General features: G+C 70.5%; 19 protein-coding genes. 9 read left to right on the forward strand and 10 right to left on the reverse strand.

Going from position 1 to position 22,525, the window contains the following annotated elements; translation table 11 throughout:
- Positions 1 to 156 precede the first annotated feature (156 nt).
- The 5 genes from ACZ63E_RS19980 to ACZ63E_RS20000 all read left to right on the forward strand — a co-directional run bounded on the left by ACZ63E_RS19980 (position 157) and on the right by ACZ63E_RS20000 (position 8,390).
- Positions 157 to 3,093, forward strand: a complete 2,937-nt coding sequence (locus ACZ63E_RS19980; protein ID WP_465337644.1) for a ribonucleoside-diphosphate reductase subunit alpha — start codon at positions 157 to 159, stop codon at positions 3,091 to 3,093.
- Between the two features lie 14 nt (positions 3,094 to 3,107).
- Positions 3,108 to 4,181 carry a ribonucleotide-diphosphate reductase subunit beta gene (locus ACZ63E_RS19985; RefSeq protein ID WP_465311245.1) on the forward strand — a complete coding sequence of 358 codons (1,074 nt, stop codon included), beginning with the start codon at positions 3,108 to 3,110 and terminating at the stop codon, positions 4,179 to 4,181.
- Positions 4,182 to 4,343: 162 nt separating this feature from the next.
- Entirely contained in the window at positions 4,344 to 5,804 is a 1,461-nt protein-coding gene (locus ACZ63E_RS19990; RefSeq protein ID WP_465337645.1) for a cytochrome P450, read from the forward strand.
- A gap of 236 nt (positions 5,805 to 6,040) precedes the next feature.
- On the forward strand, positions 6,041 to 7,858 hold the full coding sequence (locus ACZ63E_RS19995; protein ID WP_465338086.1) for a putative bifunctional diguanylate cyclase/phosphodiesterase: 1,818 nt from the start codon (positions 6,041 to 6,043) through the stop codon (positions 7,856 to 7,858).
- Positions 7,859 to 7,928: 70 nt separating this feature from the next.
- A complete protein-coding gene (locus ACZ63E_RS20000) occupies positions 7,929 to 8,390 on the forward strand; it encodes a peroxiredoxin (protein ID WP_465337647.1) in 462 nt (153 codons plus the stop codon).
- A gap of 209 nt (positions 8,391 to 8,599) precedes the next feature.
- Here ACZ63E_RS20000 and ACZ63E_RS20005 read toward each other — a convergent pair whose 3' ends face one another.
- The 5 genes from ACZ63E_RS20005 to ACZ63E_RS20025 form a co-directional block, all read right to left on the reverse strand.
- Positions 8,600 to 8,797, reverse strand: a complete 198-nt coding sequence (locus ACZ63E_RS20005) for a hypothetical protein (protein WP_465337648.1) — start codon at positions 8,795 to 8,797, stop codon at positions 8,600 to 8,602.
- The gene (locus tag ACZ63E_RS20010; RefSeq protein ID WP_465337649.1) at positions 8,794 to 9,324 is read right to left on the reverse strand and encodes a GNAT family N-acetyltransferase; all 531 of its coding nucleotides are present in this window, start codon (positions 9,322 to 9,324) and stop codon (positions 8,794 to 8,796) included. The genes ACZ63E_RS20005 and ACZ63E_RS20010 overlap by 4 nt, the downstream gene beginning before the upstream one ends.
- Before the next feature lie 42 nt (positions 9,325 to 9,366).
- Positions 9,367 to 10,569 carry an LCP family protein gene (locus ACZ63E_RS20015; protein ID WP_465337651.1) on the reverse strand — a complete coding sequence of 401 codons (1,203 nt, stop codon included), beginning with the start codon at positions 10,567 to 10,569 and terminating at the stop codon, positions 9,367 to 9,369.
- Positions 10,570 to 10,666: 97 nt separating this feature from the next.
- Positions 10,667 to 11,920 carry a class I SAM-dependent methyltransferase gene (locus ACZ63E_RS20020; RefSeq protein ID WP_465337652.1) on the reverse strand — a complete coding sequence of 418 codons (1,254 nt, stop codon included), beginning with the start codon at positions 11,918 to 11,920 and terminating at the stop codon, positions 10,667 to 10,669.
- 93 nt (positions 11,921 to 12,013) lie between these two features.
- Entirely contained in the window at positions 12,014 to 12,706 is a 693-nt protein-coding gene (locus ACZ63E_RS20025) for an alpha/beta hydrolase (protein WP_465337653.1), read from the reverse strand.
- A gap of 117 nt (positions 12,707 to 12,823) precedes the next feature.
- Here ACZ63E_RS20025 and ACZ63E_RS20030 point away from each other — a divergent pair, with 117 nt between their 5' ends.
- Together ACZ63E_RS20030 and ACZ63E_RS20035 are read left to right on the forward strand one after the other, a co-directional pair.
- On the forward strand, positions 12,824 to 13,552 hold the full coding sequence (locus ACZ63E_RS20030) for an SIS domain-containing protein (protein WP_465337655.1): 729 nt from the start codon (positions 12,824 to 12,826) through the stop codon (positions 13,550 to 13,552).
- A gap of 113 nt (positions 13,553 to 13,665) precedes the next feature.
- On the forward strand, positions 13,666 to 14,832 hold the full coding sequence (locus ACZ63E_RS20035) for a serine hydrolase domain-containing protein (RefSeq protein WP_465337656.1): 1,167 nt from the start codon (positions 13,666 to 13,668) through the stop codon (positions 14,830 to 14,832).
- A gap of 136 nt (positions 14,833 to 14,968) precedes the next feature.
- Here ACZ63E_RS20035 and ACZ63E_RS20040 read toward each other — a convergent pair whose 3' ends face one another.
- Positions 14,969 to 16,843, reverse strand: coding sequence for an ABC transporter ATP-binding protein (locus ACZ63E_RS20040; RefSeq protein WP_465337657.1), 1,875 nt, complete (start codon positions 16,841 to 16,843; stop codon positions 14,969 to 14,971).
- A gap of 97 nt (positions 16,844 to 16,940) precedes the next feature.
- The gene (locus ACZ63E_RS20045; RefSeq protein ID WP_465311234.1) at positions 16,941 to 17,378 is read right to left on the reverse strand and encodes a MarR family winged helix-turn-helix transcriptional regulator; all 438 of its coding nucleotides are present in this window, start codon (positions 17,376 to 17,378) and stop codon (positions 16,941 to 16,943) included.
- 72 nt (positions 17,379 to 17,450) lie between these two features.
- Here ACZ63E_RS20045 and ACZ63E_RS20050 point away from each other — a divergent pair, with 72 nt between their 5' ends.
- Both ACZ63E_RS20050 and ACZ63E_RS20055 read left to right on the forward strand, forming a co-directional pair.
- Positions 17,451 to 18,305 (forward strand): LLM class flavin-dependent oxidoreductase, encoded by an 855-nt coding sequence (locus tag ACZ63E_RS20050; RefSeq protein WP_465337659.1) that lies wholly within the window; start codon positions 17,451 to 17,453, stop codon positions 18,303 to 18,305.
- An 81-nt stretch (positions 18,306 to 18,386) separates the two neighbouring features.
- Positions 18,387 to 19,700 (forward strand): glycosyltransferase 87 family protein, encoded by a 1,314-nt coding sequence (locus tag ACZ63E_RS20055; protein WP_465338087.1) that lies wholly within the window; start codon positions 18,387 to 18,389, stop codon positions 19,698 to 19,700.
- On the opposite strand, the gene ACZ63E_RS20060 is transcribed toward ACZ63E_RS20055, so the two are convergent.
- From ACZ63E_RS20060 to ACZ63E_RS20070, 3 genes are all read right to left on the reverse strand, one after another.
- Positions 19,687 to 19,896, reverse strand: a complete 210-nt coding sequence (locus ACZ63E_RS20060) for a helix-turn-helix domain-containing protein (protein ID WP_395924901.1) — start codon at positions 19,894 to 19,896, stop codon at positions 19,687 to 19,689. The genes ACZ63E_RS20055 and ACZ63E_RS20060 overlap by 14 nt on opposite strands.
- 177 nt (positions 19,897 to 20,073) lie before the next feature.
- Positions 20,074 to 21,702, reverse strand: a complete 1,629-nt coding sequence (locus ACZ63E_RS20065) for an ABC-F family ATP-binding cassette domain-containing protein (RefSeq protein WP_465337660.1) — start codon at positions 21,700 to 21,702, stop codon at positions 20,074 to 20,076.
- A 136-nt stretch (positions 21,703 to 21,838) separates the two neighbouring features.
- The gene (locus tag ACZ63E_RS20070) at positions 21,839 to 22,510 is read right to left on the reverse strand and encodes an acVLRF1 family peptidyl-tRNA hydrolase (RefSeq protein ID WP_465337661.1); all 672 of its coding nucleotides are present in this window, start codon (positions 22,508 to 22,510) and stop codon (positions 21,839 to 21,841) included.
- Positions 22,511 to 22,525 lie beyond the last annotated feature (15 nt).

Raw genomic sequence — 22,525 nt, forward strand, 5'->3', positions numbered from 1 at the left:
GGGCAACGACCCCTACATGTAGTCTCTGGTGACCGGCAGGGCCCAGCGACGGGGAGACCGCTGCAGAGAACTGCCGGGCCGTTTTGAAGAACCTGCAGCGCACGGCCTCGTAAGGCCGTGTGGCGATCGAACGCGCCCGAAAGCTTGGAGACACGCATGTCCGTCGAAACCGGTCAGCGGCCGCCCGCCGCCGACACCCCCACCGCGATCCGGGTCATCCGGCGGGACGGCAGCGTGTCGCCGTTCGACGCCGGGAAGATCTCGGTCGCGCTCACGAAGGCGTTCCTCGCGGTCGAGGGTGGCGACGCCGCCGCGTCCTCCCGCGTGCACCACGTCGTCGCGGAGCTGACCCAGCAGGTCGAGACGACCCTGCTGCGCCACGCCGGCCCCGAGACCGCGCTGCACATCGAGCAGATCCAGGACATCGTCGAGCTCGCGCTGATGCGCGGCGAGCACCACAAGGTCGCCCGCGCCTACGTCCTCTACCGCGACGAGCGCATGAAGGCCCGTGAGGCCGCCAAGCCGGCCACGACCGAGGTCGCGCTGAACGTCAAGGGTGTCGACGGCGTCCTGCGCCCGCTCGATTGGGCCCGCGTTTCCCACGTCGTGGGCGAGGCCGTCGCCGGGCTCGAGGACGTCACCGCCGAGCCGGTGCTGGCCGAGGCCAAGCGCAACCTCTACGACGGCATCAGCGCCGACGAGCTCGCCCTCGCCCAGATCATGGCCGCCCGGGTGCTGGTCGAGCAGGAGCCGAACTACTCCTACGTCTCCGCCCGCCTGCTGCTGGACAAGCTGCGCGGCGAGGCCCTGAGCTACCTCGCGAAGAAGCCGCGCCTGGCCAGCCAGGACGAGATGGCCGCCGAGTACCCCGCGTACTTCCGCAACTACCTGCGCCGCGCGGTCGAGCTGGAGCTGGTCGACGGCGAGCTGCTGTCGTTCGACCTGGACAAGATCACCGCGGCCATCGAGGCCAAGCGTGACCTCGACTTCGGCTTCCTCGGCCTGCAGACGCTGTACGACCGGTACTTCCAGCACCACAACGGCACCCGCTTCGAGCTGCCGCAGGCGTTCTTCATGCGCGTCGCGATGGGCCTGGCGATCCGCGAGGACGACCGCGAAGCCCGCGCGATCGAGTTCTACGAGCTGCTCTCGACGTTCCACTTCATGGCGTCGACGCCGACCCTGTTCAACTCGGGCACCACCCGCGCCCAGCTGTCGTCCTGCTTCCTCACCACGGTGGACGACGACCTGGACTCGATCTTCCAGGCGTACAAGAACAACGCGCTGCTGGCCAAGTACTCCGGCGGACTCGGCAACGACTGGACCCCGGTCCGCGGCCTCGGCGCGCACATCAAGGGCACCAACGGCCAGTCGCAGGGTGTCGTGCCGTTCCTCAAGATCGCCAACGACACCGCCGTCGCGGTCAACCAGGGCGGCAAGCGCAAGGGCGCGGCCTGCGCGTACCTCGAGACGTGGCACGTGGACATCGAGGAGTTCCTCGACCTGCGCAAGAACACCGGTGACGACCGCCGGCGCACGCACGACATGAACACCGCGAACTGGGTGCCGGACGAGTTCCTGCGCCGCGTCGAGGCCGACGCGCAGTGGACGCTGTTCTCGCCGAACGAGACCCCGGACCTGCACGACCTCTACGGCAACGCGTTCTCGGAGCGCTACCGCGAGTACGAGGCGATGGCCGAGCGCGGCGAGATCAAGGTGTTCCGCAAGATCCGCGCGGTCGAGCTGTGGCGCCGCATGCTGACCATGCTGTTCGAGACCGGCCACCCGTGGATCACGTTCAAGGACCCGTGCAACCTGCGCTCGCCGCAGCAGCACGTCGGCGTCGTGCACTCGTCCAACCTGTGCACCGAGATCACGCTGAACACCAACAGCGAAGAGGTCGCGGTCTGCAACCTCGGCTCGGTGAACCTGCTCAAGCACGTCACCCCCGAGGGCCTGGACACGAAGCGCCTCGAGAAGACCGTGCGCACGGCCGTCCGCATGCTGGACAACGTGATCGACATCAACTTCTACACGATCCCGGAGGCGCGCCGCTCCAACCTGCGCCACCGTCCGGTCGGCCTGGGCATCATGGGCTTCCAGGACGCGCTGTTCGAGATCGGCGTCCCGTTCGCCTCCGACGAGGCCGTGAAGTTCGCCGACGTCTCCATGGAGCACCTCTCCTACTACGCGATCTCGGCGTCGACCGACCTCGCCGAGGAGCGCGGGCAGTACCAGTCGTTCGAGGGCTCGCTGTGGAGCAAGGGCATCCTGCCGATCGACTCGCTGCAGCTGCTCATCGACGCCCGCCAGGGTGACGGCCTCGACATCGACACCTCGTCCACTTTGGACTGGGCGCCGCTGCGCGAGCGCGTCAAGACCGTCGGCATGCGCAACTCCAACGTGATGGCGATCGCGCCGACCGCGACGATCTCCAACATCTCCGGGGTCGGCCAGTCGATCGAGCCGCTGTTCCAGAACCTGTTCGTCAAGTCGAACATGTCCGGCGACTTCACCGTCGTCAACCCGCACCTGGTCCGTTCGCTCAAGGCGCGCGGGCTGTGGGACGAGGTCATGGTCAGCGACCTCAAGTACTTCGACGGCAGCCTCGGCCAGATCGACCGCGTGCCGGACGACCTGAAGGCGCTGTACGCGACCGCGTTCGAGATCGAGTCGAAGTGGATCGTCGACGCCGGTTCGGTGCGCCAGAAGTGGATCGACCAGGCGCAGTCGCTGAACCTCTACATCGCGGCGCCGAGCGGCCGCAAGCTCGACGAGCTGTACCGCTACGCGTGGCACAAGGGCCTCAAGACCACGTACTACCTGCGGGCGCGGTCCGCGACGCACGTGGAGAAGAGCACCCTGCGCGGCACCGACGGCAAGCTGAACGCCGTCTCGGCCACCCCGGCCCCGGCTGCTCCCGCGGCGGCCCCGGCCCCCGCGCCGACGCCCGCCGCCGCGGTCCCGGCCGTCCCGGTGACCCCGGCTCCGAAGCCGGAGTCGAAGGAACTGCCGAAGACCGACGTCGACTTCGTCGCCACCGAAGGCGCCGCCTGCCGCATCGACGACCCCGACTGCGAAGCCTGCCAGTAAGGAACCCGAGGAACATGACCAACGTGGAGACGACCGGCGCGACCGGCCTCGGTGAGATCGAGGTCGGCGCCGCCCGGATCAACGTCGACGACAAGCGCATGATCAACGCGCGCGCCGACGTCAACCAGCTGCTGCCGATGAAGTACACCTGGGCCTGGGAGAAGTACCTGGCCGGCTGCAACAACCACTGGATGCCGACCGAGGTCGCCATGCAGGCCGACATCGCGCTGTGGAAGTCGAAGGACGGCCTCACCGAGGACGAGCGGCAGATGCTGAAGCGCAACCTGGGCTTCTTCGCGACCGCGGAGTCCTTGGTGGCCAACAACATCGTGCTCGCGGTGTACCGGCAGATCACCAACCCCGAGTGCCGCCAGTACCTGCTGCGCCAGGCGTTCGAGGAGGCCGTGCACACGCACACCTTCCAGTACATCTGCGAAAGCCTCGGCCTGGTCGAGGGCGAGCTGTTCAACATGTACCGCGAGGTCCCGTCCATTTCGGACAAGGACGCGTGGGCGCTGAAGTACACCCAGCACCTGGAGGACCCGGACTTCGAGACCGGGACGCCGGAGGCCGACACGGCGTTCCTGCGTGACCTCGTCGCGTTCTACGTGATCTTCGAAGGCATGTGGTTCTACACCGGCTTCGCGCAGATCCTCTCGCTCGGCCGCCGGAACAAGATGGTCGGTATCGCCGAGCAGTACCAGTACATCCTGCGCGACGAGTCGATCCACCTGAACTTCGGCATCGACTGCATCAACCAGATCAAGATCGAGAACCCGCACCTGTGGACCGAGGAGTTCCAGGAAGAGGTCCGCGGGATGCTGAAGGAAGCGTGCGAGCTGGAGGTCGCGTACGCGCGCGACACGATGCCGCGCGGCATGCTCGGCCTGTCGGCGCAGCTGTGCGAGCAGTACATGCACTTCATCACCGACCGGCGCGCGCAGCAGATCGGCCTCCAGCCGATCTTCGGCGAGACCGAGAACCCGTTCCCGTGGATGTCCGAGGCGATGGACCTGAAGAAGGAGAAGAACTTCTTCGAGACCCGCGTCATCGAGTACCAGTCGGGCGGCGCCCTCGACTGGGACTGACGTCTCGCGCTCAGCTCGGCCACGCCTTGGTTCGCCAGGGCGTGGCCGAGCTGTTTTGTGCGGAAGGCACGGCACGGACCACCCGAAAAGAGGACACCCCAACCTGTTGTCAGGTCGTCAACAAGGGTGCATCGTGGAGGGGTAGCCGATCTCGACGGGGAGATGGTCACTTTGACGAGCACCGTGGGCCGAGCCGCCGAAGCACTGCGTGAGCGGGTGCCGCCCCTCACCGCGCTCCCCCTGCCGCGCAAGGTCGACGAGCGCTGGCTGCAGTCGCGCTGGCCCGTCCAGGAGCTCGCGACCCCGCCCGCCGGCAGCGGCCTCAAGCCCGTTCTCGGCGACGAGGGCCCGCCGGTCGTCGGGCACATGCTCGAGATGATGCGCTTCGGCCCCGCCTTCGGCCTGCGCCGCTACGAGCTCTACGGCCCGGTGTCGTGGACCAGCGGGTTCGGCAGGCGGATCGTCGCGCTGTCCGGGCCGGAGGCGACGCAGATCGCGCTCGTCAACAAGGACAAGGCGTTCTCGCAGGAGGGCTGGAAGTTCTTCATCGAGAAGTTCTTCGAGCGCGGCCTGATGCTGATGGACTTCGGCGAGCACCACCTGCACCGCCGGATCATGCAGGAGGCCTTCACCCGCGACCGGCTCACCGGCTACGTCAACGAGATGGGCCCCGCCCTGCGCGAAGGCGTCGCGACCTGGGGCTCGACCGACCGGCCGCGGCTGTACTGGGCGCTCAAGCAGCTCACCCTCGACGTCGCGACGCGCGTGTTCATGGGCATGCGCAGCGGCGCCGACGCGCACCGGATCAACCGCGCCTTCGTCAGCTCCGTGCGCGCCGGCACCGCGCTCGTGCGCGTCCCGGTGCCCGGCGGCCGCTGGGCGGCCGGGCTGCACGGCCGGCGGGTCCTGGAGCGCTACTTCGGCGAGAACCTGCCCGCCAAGCGCGCCGCCGACGGTGAAGACCTGTTCTCCGCGCTCTGCCACGCCACCACCGAGGACGGCGACCGCTTCAGCGACACCGACATCGTCAACCACATGATCTTCCTGATGATGGCCGCGCACGACACGACGACCATCACCAGCAGCGCCATGGCCTACTACCTCGCCAAGCACCCGGAGTGGCAGGAGCGGGCGCGCGAAGAGTCCCTCGCGCTCGGCGACGACGTCCTCGACATCACCGCCATCGACCGGCTGGAGACGCTCGACCTCGTCATGAAGGAGGCGCTGCGGCTGGTCGCGCCGGTGCCGACGCTGACCCGCCAGACCGTCAAGGACACCGAGGTCCTCGGGCACTACATCCCGGAAGGCACGCTGGTCGGCGTCTCACCGACGGTGAACCACTTCTCGCCCGAGTGCTGGACGGACCCGTTCACCTTCGACCCCGAGCGGTTCGCCGAACCGCGCCGCGAGGACAAGTCGCACCGGATGGCGTGGATGCCCTTCGGTGGCGGCGCGCACAAGTGCATCGGGCTCCACTTCGGCGGGCTCGAGGTGAAGGTGCTGATGCACGAAATGCTGCGCGCGTACCGTTGGTCGGTTCCGGAGAGTTACACCGCGCGCTGGGACTACGTCTCGCTGCCGGTCCCCGCCGACGGTCTCCCGGTGCGCCTGACGCCGCGGTGACGCAGGACTGTCCACCACTGCATACACGCGGTGACAAAAGGTCACCACATGTGGAGATTCGTTCACTCGTTCAGCCGGTAGACACCCCGTTACGCGCATGATGGCGTGGCATCGATCGATGCCGAGGGGTACCTAGTGTGGCTTCATGATCCCCGGCACCGTGTCTGAACTGGGCTGACCTGTGCGTGAAGAGGTGGAGTGTGCCTGAGCTCGGTGCCGCGCCGGGGCTGCTGGACGTGGCGCGCAGGTGGGCGGCCACGTTGGCCGACACCAAAGGAGTAACACTTCCCCCGGAGGAGCTCGAACTGCTCCTGCTCGAGATCGCGCACGACGCGGTCGATCACGTCGCGCCGGAACCGGACGGCGCGCTGCACCGGTTCACCGCGCTCTACGCGGCGTCCCCGATGGGGATCGCGCTGGCCGACCCGGACGGCGAAATCGTCGAAGCCAACCTCGCGCTGGGCCAGCTGCTCGGCTGCTCACCGGAGAAGCTGCGCGGCCGGCACCTCACCGAGCTCGGCTCGACCGACCACGACGTCTCGCGCCTCAAGGCCGGGCTCGAGCAGGTTCGCCTGGGGCGTGAGCGCTACCAGGAGCGGATGCTGCTCGACCACACCGAAGACGGCCGGCTCTGGACCGACGTCACCCTCGCCCGGCTGCCCGGCGACCGGCCGGGCTCGGTCTACCCGGTGCTCATGGTGTCCGACGCGAACGAGCTGCACCTGCTGCAGGAACGCCTGCTGCACCAGAACGTGCACGACCCGCTGACCGGGCTGCCCAACGCGTCGTCGTTCACCACCAAGCTCGAAGCCGCGCTCGGCGCCGGCGCGCGCGACGACATCGCGCTGGTCTACCTCGACGTCGACGGCTTCAAGGTCGTCAACGACGGCCTCGGCGCCGGCGTCGGCGACCAGGTGCTGCGCGGGATCGCCGGCAAGCTCTCGGCCGTGTTCACCGGCCACCACGACGGGTTCGTCGCGCGGCTGTCCGGCGACGGCTTCGCGGTGCTGCTGCGGGGCGAGCTCAGCCCGGCCGAGGTCGTCGAGCTCGTCGAGCGGGCGCTGGAGGACCTCAACGAGCCGATCTACCTCGGCGGGCACGGCATCGGCGTCAGCGCGAGCGCGGGCATCGTGGTGCGCGCGGCCGTCGAAGGCGGCGCGGCCGAGCTGCTGCGGGCGGCGGAGATCGCGCTGCACCGGGCCAAGGAGGCCGGCAAGGCGCAGTGGATGCTGTTCGACCCCGAGCTGGACGCCCGCGACCGCGGCCGCTACCAGCTGGGCGCGGTGATCGCCGGCGCGCTGGAGAACGGCGAGTTCTCGCTCGTCTACCAGCCGACGGTCAAGCTCGCCCGCACCGACGAGCTCGCCGCCGTGAACGCCGGCCTACGCTGGAACCACCCGGACAAGGGCGAGCTCGACTCGGCCGAGTTCTACCCGCTGGCCCAGACGACGGGCATGACGGTGCCGCTCGGGCGCTGGCTGCTGGCCGAGTCCCTGGCCGCGACGGCCCGGTGGCGCTCCCGCTTCGGCGACGCGGCCCCGGACGTCTGCGTCCGCCTGCCCGCGCGGCTGGCCATCGACCCGGACCTGGTGCTGCTGGTCAAGGAGCAGCTGGACAAGCACGAGCTGCCCCCGAAGGCGCTGCGGCTGTGCACGGACCGCGAGTCCGTCCTCGACCCGGCCGGCGAGGTCCTGGAGTCGTTCACGGTGCTCGCCGACCTCGGCACCCAGCTGGTGCTGACGATCTCGGGCTCGGCCGACCTGGAGCTGATCCCCCAGCACGACCTGCCGGTCCGCCACGTGATCCTCTCGGGCCCGGTGGTCGACGCGCTCGACACCGACGAGCCGGCCGAGACCGACCTGCGGCACCTGACCCAGCTGATCACCCGGGCCCGCGAGCTGCAGCTGCGTGTCGGCGCGGAGGGCGTGCGCACGCACGACCAGGCGGCGCGGCTGCGGCAGCTCGGGGTGCTGGCGGCGCGCGGGGAGTTCGTGAGCGCGTCGGCGACCGGGGACGAGGTCGACGAGCTGATCGCCCGTCACCCGGGCGGCTGACCAAGCCGGTGGCGGGGCGGCTCCGAAGACCCGGCAGGATGGGTTCTGCTGCCGACGAGAAGGGACGTCCATGGACGCCGGAGACCTCGCCCCCGACTTCAGCCTGCCCGACGACCAGGGCCGCGAGCGCAAGCTCTCGGACTTCCTGGCCACCGGGCCGGTCGTGCTGTTCTTCTACCCCGCCGCGATGACCGGCGGCTGCACCGCGGAGAGCTGCCACTTCCGCGACCTGGCCGCGGAGTTCGCGGAGGTCGGGGCGCACCGCGTCGGGATCAGCCCGGACGGGGTCACCAAGCAGCGGCAGTTCTCCGCGGCCAACGACTTCGACTACCCGCTGCTGTCCGATGTGGAGGGTAAGGTCGCCAAGCAGTTCGGCGTGTGGCGCAAGCTCATCCCCCTGCACACCAAGCGCGCGACGTTCGTGATCGGCGAAGACCGGCGGGTGCTCGAGAAGATCAAGAGCGAGCTGAACTTCACCCTCCACGCCGACCAGGCGCTCAAGGTGCTGCGGGAGCGCAACAAGGTGTCCTGACCGTCACCGGCGGGGCGGCCACGGCCGCGGCCGGCGCACTCGCGCGCCGGCCGCCTGCCACCTTCTCAGGCCGTCACGCCGACGCCGTCGTCCGATCGGGTACTCGTGCGCTTCCGCACGGGTCTCACGCTTGGCGGCGCGGTTGGGGAAACCCCGTCGCTCGCACAGCCACCGCTGGCTCGGCTGGGTCACTTCGGCAAAGACCTGTGTCACGGCTTCTCCTTGCGCCACACGTTGTTCGTGCCGGGCCCCGCGCCGAACCCGAACGCCTCCTCGGTCACCGGCCGCGCCGCGCGGGTCATCACACCGATGCCACCCGCGAGCGTGCCATCGACGCGGATCGCCCACTCGTACGCACCGCCCGATTCCCACTGCTCGTTGGTGCGCTCGGGAAACGTCTCCTTCACGGCTTCTCCTTGCGCCACACGTGGTTCGTGCCCGCACACAGCGGGGCCAGGGGCTTGTCGGCCGGCTCCTCACGCACCTTCGTGAAACCCAGGCGCGCGGGCACTGCTCCACTTCGGACGTTCCGCACGTCGTGCTTGATCTCGACGTAGCCCGCGCCGAGGCGGAACGCCTCTTCCGTCAACAGTTCCGCCGCGCGGGTGACCAGGCCGCGGCCGGTGTGCTCCCGGGTGAGCCAGTAGCCGATCTCGACCCCGCCCTCGCGCGCCATCATGCCGACGGCGCCGGCGATCGAGCCGTCGACGCGGAGGGCGAAGTCGTGCGTTTCGCCGGTCTCCCAGTTCTTTTCCGTGCGCCGCAGGAACTCGGCGCTGTCTTCGGCGGTGTAACCGTCGGCGGCCCAGATCATCCAGGCGCCGATGTGGTCGAGGGACCCGGCGACCGTCGCGGTGAGCGCCGGTGCGTCGACGGGGGTCCACCGGGTCAGCACGAACTCGTCACGGGCATACAACTCGGCCGGGGTCTCCATGGCTTCCATGGTGCCCCGGCCGGGTGTTCGAGCGCTCCCGAATTAATTGACGATGACGCTGTCCGGGATCTCCGAGTCGTTCTTCAGCGCGTCGAACAGCTGCTTCGACTTGTTCTTGTCCCAGTTCTCCGCCGACGCGCTGGTCACCGGAACCGTCGTCGTGACGACCCCGCCGGAGGAGATGCCGCGCATCGCCAGCGCCAGGCCCACCAGGTTGTGCACGTGGTCGCCGGAGTCCAGCGTCAGCGCGTCCGGCCCCGAGGACAGCAGCGGGAAGAAGTGGAACGGGTTGAGCAGCGTGCCCGGGCTGGCGATCTGGCTGACCAGCGCGCCGATGAACTTGCGCTGGTTGGCGACGCGGTCGAGGTCCGAGCGCGGGGTCGCCTCGCTGTGGCGCATCCGGACGAAGCCCAGCGCCGAGCGGCCGTCGAGCGACTGGCAGCCGGCCTTGATGGTGATGTTGGTGAAGGTGTCGCTCATGTCCTTGTCGATGCACATGTCGACGCCGCCGATCGCGTCGACGATCTTCGCGAACCCGCCGAAGCCGATCTCGGCGTAGTGATCGATGTGCAGCCCGGTGGCGCCTTCGACGGTCTTCGCCAGCAGCGCCGGCCCGCCGAGGGAGAACGCCGCGTTGATCTTGTTCTTGCCGTGGCCGGGGATCGTCACCTGCGAGTCGCGCGGCAGCGACAGCAGCGTCGGCTTGGTGCTGTTGTCCGGGATGTGCGCGACCATGACCGTGTCGGTGCGCTGCCCGCCCGCGTTCGCGACGTCGCCGGTGGCCAGGCGCTCCTCGTCCTCGGCGGTCAGGCCCTCCCGGCTGTCGGAGCCGACGATCAGCCAGTTGGTGCCGGCCGCCGCGACCGGGCGCCCGTCGTAGTCGGCCAGCGCGTCGACGCGCTTGATGGAGAACTCCAGGTAGACCCAGATTCCCGCGAGGAACACGACGAAGACCAGCAGCAGGGTCATCAGGACCCGGCCGAAGCCCCAGCGGCGACGCCGGCGCGGCGGCCGGGACGGCGGGTAGTCCTCGTCGGTGCGGGGCGGGTCCCGGCGCGGCGGCGGGGGCGGCGCGTACTGGGGCTCCGGGTCGCCCATCGGGCGGGTGCGCTCGTCGTACGGGCTGCGGCCCCGCCCGGGCAGCGGCATCATCTGCGCGCGCTGGTGCTCCCGGGGGCGGCCGGTGGGCGGCCGGGGCGGCGGCATCCGGCGCCCGCCGTCGTCGCCACGGTACGTCATCACCATCACCCAATCCCGATCCGGACAAAAGTGTCGTCTTCAGTACACCGCACGCCCTCGAAAGGAGGACGTGCGGGACCGGGGTCGGGTTGGCCGCCCGAGGTTACTTGTCGGTCACCTCGTACCCGAACTGGTGGACCTTCAGGTACCCGGAGCGGAACCCCGCCTCGGAATAGGCCAGGTAGAACTCCCACATCCGGCGGAAGACGTCGTCGAACCCGAACCCGGCGATGTCGGCCCAGCGGTGCAGGAACCGTTCGCGCCACAACCGTAGCGTGTGCGCGTAGTCCTGGCCGAACTCGCGCATGCCGGCGAGCTTGAGCCGGGTGTTCGCGCGCAGGCCGTCCTCGATCGAGCGAACCGACGGGATGATGCCGCCGGGGAAGATGTACTTGTGGATCCAGGTGTAGGCGCGCGACGACGCCATCATCCGGTCGTGGTCCATCGTGATGGCCTGCAGGCCGAACCGCCCGCCGGGGCGCAGCCGCTCCCCGATCGTGGCGTAGAACGTCGGCCAGTAGGACGCGCCGACGGCCTCGATCATCTCGACGCTGACCACGGCGTCGTACTGGCCGCTCGACTCGCGGTAGTCGCACAGCTTCACGTCGACCCGGTCGGCGAACCCGGCCGCGGCGATGCGCTCGGTGGCCAGCGCGCGCTGTTCCTCCGAAATGGTCAGTGACGTCACGTTCGCCCCGCGGGCGGCGGCGCGGATCGCGAGCTCACCCCAGCCGGTGCCGATTTCGAGGACTTCGCTGCCCGCGCGCACCCCGGCGTAGTCGAGCACGCTGTCGATCTTGCGGTGCTGGGCGGCGGTGAGGTCGTCGGCCGGACCGAACAGGGCCGAGGAGTACATCATCGACTCGTCGAGGAACGTGCCGAAGAGGTCGTTCGACAGGTCGTAGTGCCGGTGGATGTTGGCGCGCGCGCCTTCGAGGCTGTTCTCCTCGGACGGCGGCTGCGTGCGCTCGGCGATCTTCCGGAACTTCTGCAGCACCGGCGGCACGAGCGTGGCCATCCGCTCGGCGAACGGCGTCAGCACCTCGGCCAGGTCGGACGCGGTCCAGTCACCGGCCATGTAGGACTCGCCGAAGCCGATCTTGGCGTCGACGCCCAGGCGGTGGAAAAAGGCTTCCGGCCGCAAAATACGCATTTCGGGCGACTCCGGGCCGCCGGCGCCGAGCACGGTGCCGTCCGGGAACGTCACCCGCACGTCGAGCGGGCGGACCGCGCGGCGGAACAGCGTGGCGGCGATCCGCGCCCGCAGCGCGGAGTGCGGTGGGGTGGCCAGGCCCGGCCACCGGGATTCGTCGGGGACGTCCTGGGCCGACGCGCGGTCAACACTCGAGGTGGTCACGGTTCTCCCTCCGGCCGGCCAGCTTCGCCGGTGAACGATCTTAGTCGCCGCACCCCACGGCGCGCTTCGCAATATGCCCTGTTCGGGGCGGTGTCACACGGTTATTCGCAGCCGCTGCGGCCCCGGTGCGGCCCATGCCTCACGAAGTTCTCCGACGGTGTCGCCGGCGAACACTTCCAGTGTGAAAGCAATCGTCAGCCGGGTCCACACGGACGACCGGCGCAGCATCGCGTGGCCTTCGCCGGCGATCTCGAACCGGGCGACCCGGGCCGCGACACCTTCGGCCCGTTCGGCGAAGGCGTGCGACTCGACCGGGCTCGTCATGCGGTCACGGATGCCGTGCACGACGAGCAGGGCGCGGCCGGCGACGGCGTCGACCGGCTCGCCCCGCGGCGTCCAGGGAGCCAGGGCGCAGACCCCGCGCACGGCCGGGTCGTCGGCGACGCGCAGCGCCACCCGTCCCCCCATCGAATGACCGACGAGCACAACCGGTACGCCGGGATGGTCGGCGTGGATGCGGTCGAGGGCCCAGCGGGCGTCCCGGACCGGGTCGAGGGCGGGCGCGTTCCAGCCGTAGCGGCGGTTGCGCAGCAGCCGCACCTCGACACCGGCCTTGCGGCCGGCGCGGTGCAGGGCTCGTGCGATCGGGACCATCCGCAGGTAGGCAAGCTTCCAGGGCGGCACGCCGCTCGTGCTGTGCTCGGTGCCGCCGTGCAGCACGAGCACGACCGCTTCGGTGCGCCCGTGCGCCGGCCACACCGACACCGCCGGTTCCGCCTCGCTCACCCGCGTCCTCCTCCTCGCCCGCATCCGGGTCAACCGCGACCGCCCACCGGGCTATTCCACCGCGCACCACCATCTTCGCGGTAGATTCGGCGCCCGATCCCCTACGGAAGGGTGGGTGTGGTGAGCGCCACGGACATCTCGGGCAGCGTCGCGAAACAGCTGGCCGACGTCGAGCAGGCCAACGCCGAAGCAGTGCGCGAAGCGGCGGATCTGGTGCTGGGGGTGATCCGGGCCGACGCACTGGTCTATACCGCCGGGGCCGGGCACTCGCTGGCGGCCGTCGCCGAGACGTTCTACCGGGCCGGCGGGCTGGCCTGCGTCTACCCGCTGTACCACCCGGAGCTGCTGCCGCTGCACGGCGCGGTGAGCAGCACGAAGACCGAGCGGCGCACCGGGCTGGCCGCCGAGGTGCTGGCCGAGCGCGCGCCGGGGCCGGCCGACGTGCTGGTGGTGTTCTCGACGTCCGGGTCGAACCCGTACCCGGTCGAGCTGTGCATCGAGGCGCGCAAGCGCGGCGCGGCGGTCATCGCGATCACGTCGCGGGCGTGCGTGGCGGCGGCGCCGAAGCGGTCGTCGAGCACCCTCGTCGAGCAGGGCACCGTCGTGCTGGACTCGCTGGTGGTCCCGGGCGACGCGAGCTACCCGCCAGACGCCCCGCGCACCGCGCCGCTGTCCACTGTGGTCAACGCGTTCCTGTGGAACCTGGTGCTCGCGCAGGTCTACGACCGCGGGACGGCCGAGGGGCTCGACGTCCCGTTGTGGCGCAGCTCCAATGTGGAAGGCGGCGACCAGGCCAACGAGGCGCTGCTGGCGAAGTACGGCGAAATCGTGCCGCGGCTGCGGTAGTTGTTGGTGAAAAAGCTCCGGCCGGGCCCGTCTTGACGGGCGTGCCCGGCCGCTTTAGCGTCGGCATACCGACTGGTCGGTGTGGTCCGGTCGAGCGGTCGGAGGAGGTCTTCATGGACGTTTCCACGGCGACGGTGCACGGCGAGTGCGCCCCCGGGTTCGAGCCGGTGCGCGAGGCCTTCGAAGCGAACTTCCGCGAGCGCGGCGAGCTGGGCGCGGCGTTCACCGCGATCCGGCACGGCGAGGTCGTGGTGGACCTGTGGGGCGGCTGGTCCGGTCCGGACCGCGCGCGGCCGTGGCGGGCGGACACCCTGGCCAACGTCTGGTCGACGACCAAGGGCATGACCGCGATCTGCGCGCACAAGCTCGTCGACGCCGGTGAGCTGGACGTGGACGCGCCGGTCGCGAAGTACTGGCCCGAGTTCGCCGCGGCGGGCAAGGGCGGCGTCCCGGTGCGCTGGCTGCTCACCCACCGCTCCGGTGTGCCCGGGATCGGCCTCGAGCGCCCGGTCGCGGTCGAGGAGCTCTACGACTGGGACCTGATGACGTCGCTGCTCGCGGCCCAGGAACCGTTGTACGAACCCGGTTCCGCGGGCGGGTACCACGCGCTGGCCTACGGCTGGCTCGTCGGCGAGGTCGTCCGGCGGATCGCCGGGCAGGGCATCCGCGAGTTCTTCGCCGAGCAGGTCGCGGGACCGCTCGGCGCGGACTTCTCGATCGGCTTGACGCCCGGCGCCGACCTGCAGCGGTGCGCGACGCTCGTCGACCCGGTCATGACCGAGGAGATGGCGAACGCGCTGGCCACGGCGTTCGCGGCGGCCGGCCCGGTCGCGCAGGCGGCGTTGACCAACCCGCGGCTCACGGGGCACCACGCGAACGAACCGGCCTTCCGCCACGCCGTCATGCCGGCGTTGAACGGCCACGGCACGGCCCGCGCGATCGCGACGATCTACGGCGGGCTCGTCGACGGAACGCTCCTGTCCGCCCCGACGCTGGCCAAGGCTCGGGAGAGCCAGGGCAAGGAGGTCGACGCGGTGCTCGGCCCGCCGAACGAGTGGGGCCTGGGCTTCTACCTCGGCAGCGACGCCCGCGGCTTCGGCCCGAACCCGGCGGCCTTCGGCCACGACGGCCTCGGCGGCTCCACCGGCGGCGCCGACCCGGAAAACGGCATCGCCTTCGGCTACACCCTCAACCAGCTCGGCCCCCTGATCCGCGACGACCCCCGAAAAATGGCCCTGGTCCAAGCCCTCTACACGTGCATGGAGGGGCATCACGCGTGATCAGAGGGGCATCACGCGTGTCTGCAGGGGACACACGCGTGATTGGCGGGGCATCGGCGTGATACCCCGCCAATCACGCGTGATGCCCGCCCAATCACGCGTGTGTCCCCGCCAGACACGCGTGATGCCTGGCTGATCACGCGATGGCGGGTTCTTCTTCGGTGAACTGGGTTGCGTGGAGGGTTGCGTAGCGGCCGTTGGCGGCCAGGAGCTCCTCGTGCGTGCCGCGTTCGACGATCTCGCCGTGCTCCAGGACCAGGATCTGGTCGGCCGTGCGGACCGTCGAGAGGCGGTGCGCGATCACCAGGGCCGTGCGGCCGGCGAGGGCGTGGGTCAGGGCTTCGCCGACCGCCGCTTCGGACTCGGAGTCCAGGTGCGCGGTCGCCTCGTCGAGGACGACGACCTTGGGCCGCGCCAGCAGCAGCCGCGCGATCGTCAGCCGCTGACGCTCGCCGCCGGAGAGCCGGTAACCGCGCTCCCCCACCGTCGTGTCGAGGCCGTCGGGCAGCGAGTGCACCAGCTCGCCGAGGCGAGCCTGCTCGAGCGCCGCCCAGATCTCGTCGTCGGTGACGCCGGGGCGCGCATACGCCAGGTTCGCGCGGATCGTGTCGTGGAACAGGTGCCCGTCCTGCGTGACCACCCCGACGGTTTCCCGCAGCGACGCGAAAGTCAGATCCCGGACGTCCACATCGGACAGTCGCACCGACCCGGTGTCGACGTCGTAAAGCCGCGGCAGCAGCGACGCGATCGTCGACTTCCCCGCCCCCGAGGACCCGACCAGCGCGACCATCTGCCCCGGCTCGGCGCGGAACGAGATCCCGTGCAGCACCTCTTCACCACCGCGGTGGTCGAGCGTCGCGACGTCTTCCAGCGACGCCAGCGAGTACCGGTCCGCCGCCGGGTACCCGAACCGGACGTCGGAGAACTCCACCGAGACACCCTCGGAAGCCGCGGGCAGGGACCGCGCGGCCGGCTTCTCCTCGATCATCGGCTTCAGGTCGAGGACCTCGAAGACACGCTCGAACGACACCAGCGCCGTCATGACGTCGACGCGGACGTTGGCCAACGCGGTCAGCGGCGCGTACAGCCGGGTCAGCAGCAGCGCCAGCGCGACGACGGTGCCCGGCGCGAGCACCCCGGTCAGCGCGAGGTACCCGCCCAGGCCGTACACGAGCGCCTGCGCCAGCGCCGAAACCAGGGTCAGGCTGGTCATGAACCAGCGGGTCAGCATCGCGGTCCGGATGCCGATGTCCCGGACGCGCCCCGCGCGCAGGCCGAAGTCGTCGGCCTCCTGGACCGGCCGGCCGAAGAGCTTGACGAGCGTCGCGCCCGGCGCGGAGAACCGCTCGGTCATCTGCGTGGTCATGCCGGCGTTGAGGTTCGCGGACTCCCGCTGCAGCCCGGCCATCCGGCGGCCGAGCCGCCGCGCGGGCAGCACGAAGATCGGCAGCAGCACCAGCGCGAGCAGCGTGACCTGCCACGACAGCGTGAGCATGACGGCCAGCGAAAGCGCCAGCTGGATCGTGTTGGTGACCAGGCCGGACAGCGTCGCGGTGAACGTCCGCTGCGCGCCGATGACGTCGTTGTTCAGCCGCGAGACCAGCGCGCCCGTGCGGGTGCGGGTGAAGAAGGCGATCGGCATGCGCTGCACGTGCTCGAACACCGCGCGCCGCAGGTCGTAGATGATGCCCTCACCGATGCGCGCGGACTGCCACCGCTCGACCAGGCCGAACCCGGCGTCGGCGACCGCGAGCCCGGCGATCACGACCGCTAGCCAGATGACCAGCGGCAGGTCGTGCCCGCCGACGATCGCGTCGACCACCTTGCCGGCCAGCACCGGCGTCGACACCGCGAGGACCGCCGAGACGACGGTGAGCACGAGGAACGCCAGCAGCCGCCGCCAGTGTGGACGGGCGAAGCGGGCGACGCGCTTGAACGTGCCCCGCGTCAGCCCCTTCGGGACGTCGTTGGCGCGCATCGCCGAGCTGAGCAGCGCCCAGGTGTTGTCCACGGGAGACCCCCAGTTCCAAAACCTCTACCTTAGCTGAGGTTTTCTTCGGATATGACCTGGACAACGCGGTCGCCGTCCGATTGCTTCCCGGCCGCGTTCACTCGCCGCGAACAACCAGGTGCAGCGCGGCGCGCAGCCGCTCCGCATCATCCCCGAGTGGCGCCAGCAGGAGCGCCTCGGCCTCGCGCGTCGCCGCTTCACCGGCGTGCCGGACCCACTCACCCTCGCTGGTCAGCCGCACCAGCCGCTTGCGGCGGTCGCCGGGCGCGACCTCGCGCCGGACCAGCCCCTTCGTCTCCAGCTCGTCGACCAGCGCGACCATCGTCGTCCGGTCGACGCCGAGGCGGGCCGCACCGTCCTGCTGCGACTGCGCCGGCCCGTCGCCGAACAGCGTGAGCAGCGCCAGCTGCCGCCCGGTGACGCCGAGCGGCTCGTACAGCGGCTCGGCCAGCTCCGCGAGCCGGGCCTGGGCGTGCTTGAGCAGGTACCCGAGCCGGCGAGTGACGGCGGACGGCACACCGAGGTCACTGGACATGCGAGAACTCTACACTTACGCTGATCGTCAGTCTAACTGACGATTTGTAGAGCTGACAATCAGGAGTGCCTCGTGACGACCGTCGGGATCAAACCGCCCCAGCAGCACCTCGGCATCACCGCCCTCCGCGAGGTCTGGACGATCGCCGACGACGCCGGCTTCGACGGCTGCTGGGTGTTCGACCACCTCGCGCCGATGGGCCCGGACCGCACCGGCGACGTCTTCGACGGCTGGAGCCTGCTGGCCGCGATGGCCGAGGCGACCGAACGGGTCCGCATCGGCTGCCTCGTCTCCGGAAACACCAACCGGCACCCGGGCACGTTCGCGAAGATCGCCGCGACCGTCGACCACCTCTCCGGCGGCCGGCTCGACGTCGGCCTCGGCGCGGGCGGCGACGCCCACACCGACCGGATGATGGGCACGCCGACGCCGGCACCGGTCGAACGTGTCGAAAGACTGGCCGAAACCTGCGAAATCCTCCGTCTGCTGTGGACCCGGCCGAGCGTGGGCTTCCGCGGCCGCCACTACACGCTCACCGACGCGATCAGTGACCCGAAGCCCGTGCAGGTACCGAAACCGCCGCTGTGGCTGGGCAGCAGCGGCGAAAAGCGTGGGCTGCGCGTGGTCGCCGAGCACGCCGACGTCTGGCTCAACGCGGCCCTGCCGGGCACGGAAACCGCCGAGCTGCAACGGCTTTCCGCCGTCCTCGACCGCCACTGCGCGGCGGCGGGCCGCGATCCGGCGGAAATCCGCCGGGCCGTGCAGTTCCGGCTGCCGTCCGATGCGGACAGTGCCCTGCGCCTCGCGCAGAGCTACGTCGACGCCGGGTTCACCGAGCTCGTCCTCATGCCGACCGGCCACGACAACGTGGTCAAGGCGGCCGAAGCCGCCGCGAAGCTGCTCCCCCGCCTGCGCGACGTCGGCTGAAGCGGACCAAAGCGCCGTCGGTAGCCTGACGGGGTGGAAACGGAGGTGGGCCGGGCGCCCGCATGGCGGCGCGCGGCACGGCTGTTCACCGCGCCTTCGTACCCCGCCGGTCTCGCGGCGCTGCGCTGGGACCTGGTCTTTTACCTGGGCTGCCTGGCCTTCGCGCTGCCGACGGCGCTGAAGTCCGAGTTCTACGGCTACCGCGTCTGGGGCAACTTCGCGACGGTCGCGTACGCGCTCGGCGCGCTGCACAGCGGCTGGCTGCTGCTGTCCGCACGCAAGGGCCGTACGCCGACCGGCGCACTCGGTTCCCGCTGGTGCGCCATCGCCGCGGTCGGCCTGTTGGCAATGATCCTTCCGTTGGCGCTCCTGGTGATCCGCCGGCTGACCGGAGTGGACTGGCTGGTCACGCCGGGCTCGTGGGCCGCACAGCCCGAGGTCTGGGTGATCGAGCGGTCCGCGGATCTGCTGCTGCACCACGGAACCCCGTACGTCGACGTCACCGCGCTCGGCCGCGCGCCGGAGGTGAACGACTACACGCCGTACGGCCCGGTGATGGCCGTCTTCGGCCTGCCCCGGGCGCTGTTCGGTGGCTCTCCGGTGGCGAACGCGCTCACCGACGCGCGCTGGATGTTCGCCCTCGCCGCGTGCGCGTGTGTGCTGGGCACGCTGAAACTGCTGAAGTGGCCGAAGGTTCCGGTCGGCGCCGCGCAGCTCGCGCTCGCCTGCCCGCTCACCGCGCTGACCTGGGCCGTCGCCGGCCCGGACCTCGCGATCGTCGGCCTGCTGGTGCTCGCGTGCGCGCTGGCCGCGACCGGGAAGATCGCCTGGTCGGGACTGGTGCTGGCGCTGGTGATCAGCGCGAAGCTCATCGTCGCGCCGGCGGCCGCGGTCCTGGCGGTGTTCGTGCTGGTACGCCGGGGCGGCCGCAAAAACGGGCTCGGCTGGCCCGCGCTCGGGCGGTTCGCGGCCGCGCTCGTCGCGACGACGGCCGCCGTGCACCTGCCCGTCTACCTGGTGGATCCGGCCGCGTTCGTCGAACACGTCTTCCGGTTCCCGCTCGGGATGGGTGCTGTGCGCTCACCCGCGGCCAGCCCGCTCCCGGGCCACCTGATCGCCGAGACCGGCCTTTTCGGCCAGGTGGCGGCGTTCACGCTGGTCGGCGTCGCGGCCGTGGCCATGCTGGTCTGGCTGGTGCGCCGGCCCCCCGCGAACGGCTCCGACGCAGTGCTGCGCATCGCCGTCGGACTCGGCGCTTTGATCCTGCTGACCCCGGCCACCCGCTACGGCTACCTGGTGTACCCGCTGGTCCTGCTCGGGGCCCACCTGGTGTTCCGCGTGGCCGAAGCTCCCGCTGCGCCCCCCGCGCAGCAGTCCGCGACTACTTCTTCTTGACCCTGGTGGCCCCGCCGCGCCCCCGCAGCTGGACCCCGGACTCCGACAGGACCCGGTGGACGAACCCGTAGGAGCGCCCGGTGGACTCCGCCAGCGCCCGGATGCTCTGGCCCTTCTCGTATTTCTTCTTCAGGTCAGCGGCCAGCTTGTCGCGCGTGTTGCCGGTGATCCGCGCGCCTTTCTTGAGATCAGCCACGTCGATCGCCTTCCCGCCGAGAGTGTTCTGGGCCACATATCGGCCCCTGCCGGGGCAATGATCGAACACTGAGCGCCGGAATGCCAGACGACAGACGTAAAACGGCCGAAACTGCGATCACATTGGGCCATTCCAGTGCCCGGCGGCCGTGATCTTGCACCCGAATGGACGCACCGGTCACGCTAGCTGGACAAGTTCCAGATAGTCCGCCGACCAATGGTCCTCGGTGCCGTCGGGCAGCAGGATGACCCGCTCGGGCTCCAGCGCTTCGACCGCGCCGGGGTCGTGCGTCACCAGGACGACGGCGCCGGCGAAGCTCCGCAAAGCGTCCAGGACCTGCGCACGGCTGGCCGGGTCGAGGTTGTTCGTGGGCTCGTCCAGGAGCAACACGTTGGCAGCGCTGGAGACCAGGCCCGCCAGCGCGAGCCGGGTCTTCTCGCCACCGGAAAGCGTCCCGGCCGGCTGGTCGAGCTGCTCGCCGGTGAAGAGGAACGAGCCGAGCAGGTTCCGCAACTCCTGGGCGCCGGTGTCCGGCGAGAGGTGTCGGATGTTTTCCCACACCGACGCATCATGATCAAGAGTTTCGTGTTCCTGTGCGTAATAGCCCAAACGCATTCCGTGACCCGGCACGATCTCACCGGTATCCGGGGTTTCCATTCCCCCGAGGAGCCGGAGCAAAGTGGTCTTTCCCGCGCCGTTCAGCCCGAGTACGACGACCTTCGAACCGCGGTCGACCGCGAGATCGACGCCGGTGAAGATTTCCAGTGAGCCGTACGACTTGGACAGGCCCTCCGCGGTGAGCGGGGTCCGGCCGCAGGGGGCGGGGTCGGGGAACTTGATCCGGGCGACCTTGTCGGCCTGCCGGGTGTCCTCGAGCGCGGACAGCATCTGCTCCGCGCGGCGCGCCATGTTCTTGGCCGCCACGGCCTTCGTCGCCTTCGCGCCGAGCTTCGCGGCCTGCTGCTGCAGCGCCGACGCCTTCTTCTCGGCGTTCGCGCGTTCGCGGCGGCGGCGCTTCTCGTCGGTGGCACGCGCGTCGAGGTAGCGCTGCCAACCCATGTTGTACAGGTCGAGCTCGGCGCGGGTGGCGTCGAGGAACCAGACCTTGTTGACGACGTCGGCGAGCAGCTCGACGTCGTGGCTGATCACGACCAGGCCGCCGTCGTGCTGCTTGAGGAACCCGCGCAGCCAGTTGATGGAGTCGGCGTCGAGGTGGTTGGTCGGCTCGTCGAGCAGCAGGATCGTCTCGGACTTGCCGCCCGCGCCGGCCTCGGCCGCCGCGAACAGGATCCGCGCCAGCTCGACGCGGCGGCGCTGCCCGCCGGACAGCGTCTGCAGCGTCTGCGCCAGGATCCGGTCGGCCAGGCCGAGGTTCGAGCAGATCCGCGCGGCTTCGCTCTCCGCGGCGTACCCGCCGAGCGAGGCGAAGCGCTCTTCGAGCCGGGCGTAGCGGTTGATGGCCTTGTCGCGCGCGGCGTCGTCGACCAGCTCGGCCATCGAGGCCTGCGCCTTTTCCATGTCGCGCATCAGCTTGTCGAGGCCGCGCGCGGAAAGCACGCGGTCCTTCGCGGTGACCGAAAGATCACCTTCGCGCGGGTCCTGCGGCAGGTAACCGAGCTCGCCGGTGCGGCGGACCTCGCCCGCGTGCGGCTCGCCTTCGCCGGCGAGGACCTTCAGCGAGGTGGTCTTGCCCGCGCCGTTGCGGCCGACGAGGCCGATGCGGTCGCCGGGCTGGATGCGGAGGGTGACGCCGTCGAGCAGGATGCGCGAACCCGCGCGCAGCTCAAGGCCGGTGGCCGTGATCAAGGGAACTCCCGTGGAAAGGGGGCGTACGGAGGACAGCTTCGGGCGGCCTTGCGGGCCGCGGCGTCACTCCAGCTGGATATCCACGGAGACCAGTGTACGGGCTGCGGTCGACCGGTTTTTCCGGACGTGTGCGGTCTCACCCGTCGCGCAGCGTGACCTGCACCGACAGCGCGCGCACGGCCGCATCTTCGAGGACGGTCCGCCGCGGTTCGCCGATCTCCAGCACCCGCGGTTCGGCGCGCGCGAACAGCGGGGCCAGCCGGCGGTCCGCGCGCAGCTCGTCGAGCGCCCGCCGGTCCCCGCCGAGCACGACGGCGTCCACTTCGGACAGCCGCGGCAGCAGCACCTCGAAGACGTCCTGGGCGGCCGCCTGCAGCGCTTGCCGCGCCTGTCCCGCGCGACGCCGGGCGAAACGCTGCTGCGACCAGCCGCCCGCCGCGGACCGGCCCTGCACGAGGTGCCGGCCGGTGCGGGAGACCTCGATCCGGCCGTCCCACGCGACCCCGACGCTGTGCCCGCCGAGGCGCGCCAGCACGAGCGCGACCCGCCTCGGCACCAGCGCGTGGGCGACGAGCGCGTCGACGACCATGCCGTCGAACGTCCCGGGCGGCGCTTCGAGCGGTCCGAAAGGGACGGTCGCGGTCGCCGTGGCGCCGTCGACGGCCACCACGTGCACCGCGCGCTCCGCGACCTCCGTCGTCACGACCCCTTCGTGGCGGGCGGAGAAGCGGTCGAACCAGCCGGCCAGGCGGTCGGGCGGCACCTCCACCGCACGGCCGCCGCCCGCGACCTGCCGGGGCTTCGCCATGGGAGAAACGGTACG

It is taken from the genome of Amycolatopsis sp. NPDC104819 (genome assembly GCF_055583145.1).

Coding starts and splice junctions, on each gene's coding strand:
- ACZ63E_RS19980 (WP_465337644.1), top strand. CDS start 157: ATGTCCGTCGAAACCGGTCAGCGGCCGCCCGCCGCCGACACCCCCACC.
- ACZ63E_RS19985 (WP_465311245.1), top strand. CDS start 3,108: ATGACCAACGTGGAGACGACCGGCGCGACCGGCCTCGGTGAGATCGAG.
- ACZ63E_RS19990 (WP_465337645.1), top strand. CDS start 4,344: ATGGTCACTTTGACGAGCACCGTGGGCCGAGCCGCCGAAGCACTGCGT.
- ACZ63E_RS20000 (WP_465337647.1), top strand. CDS start 7,929: ATGGACGCCGGAGACCTCGCCCCCGACTTCAGCCTGCCCGACGACCAG.
- ACZ63E_RS20010 (WP_465337649.1), bottom strand. CDS start 9,324: ATGGAGACCCCGGCCGAGTTGTATGCCCGTGACGAGTTCGTGCTGACC.
- ACZ63E_RS20015 (WP_465337651.1), bottom strand. CDS start 10,569: ATGGTGATGACGTACCGTGGCGACGACGGCGGGCGCCGGATGCCGCCG.
- ACZ63E_RS20035 (WP_465337656.1), top strand. CDS start 13,666: ATGGACGTTTCCACGGCGACGGTGCACGGCGAGTGCGCCCCCGGGTTC.
- ACZ63E_RS20045 (WP_465311234.1), bottom strand. CDS start 17,378: ATGTCCAGTGACCTCGGTGTGCCGTCCGCCGTCACTCGCCGGCTCGGG.
- ACZ63E_RS20070 (WP_465337661.1), bottom strand. CDS start 22,510: ATGGCGAAGCCCCGGCAGGTCGCGGGCGGCGGCCGTGCGGTGGAGGTG.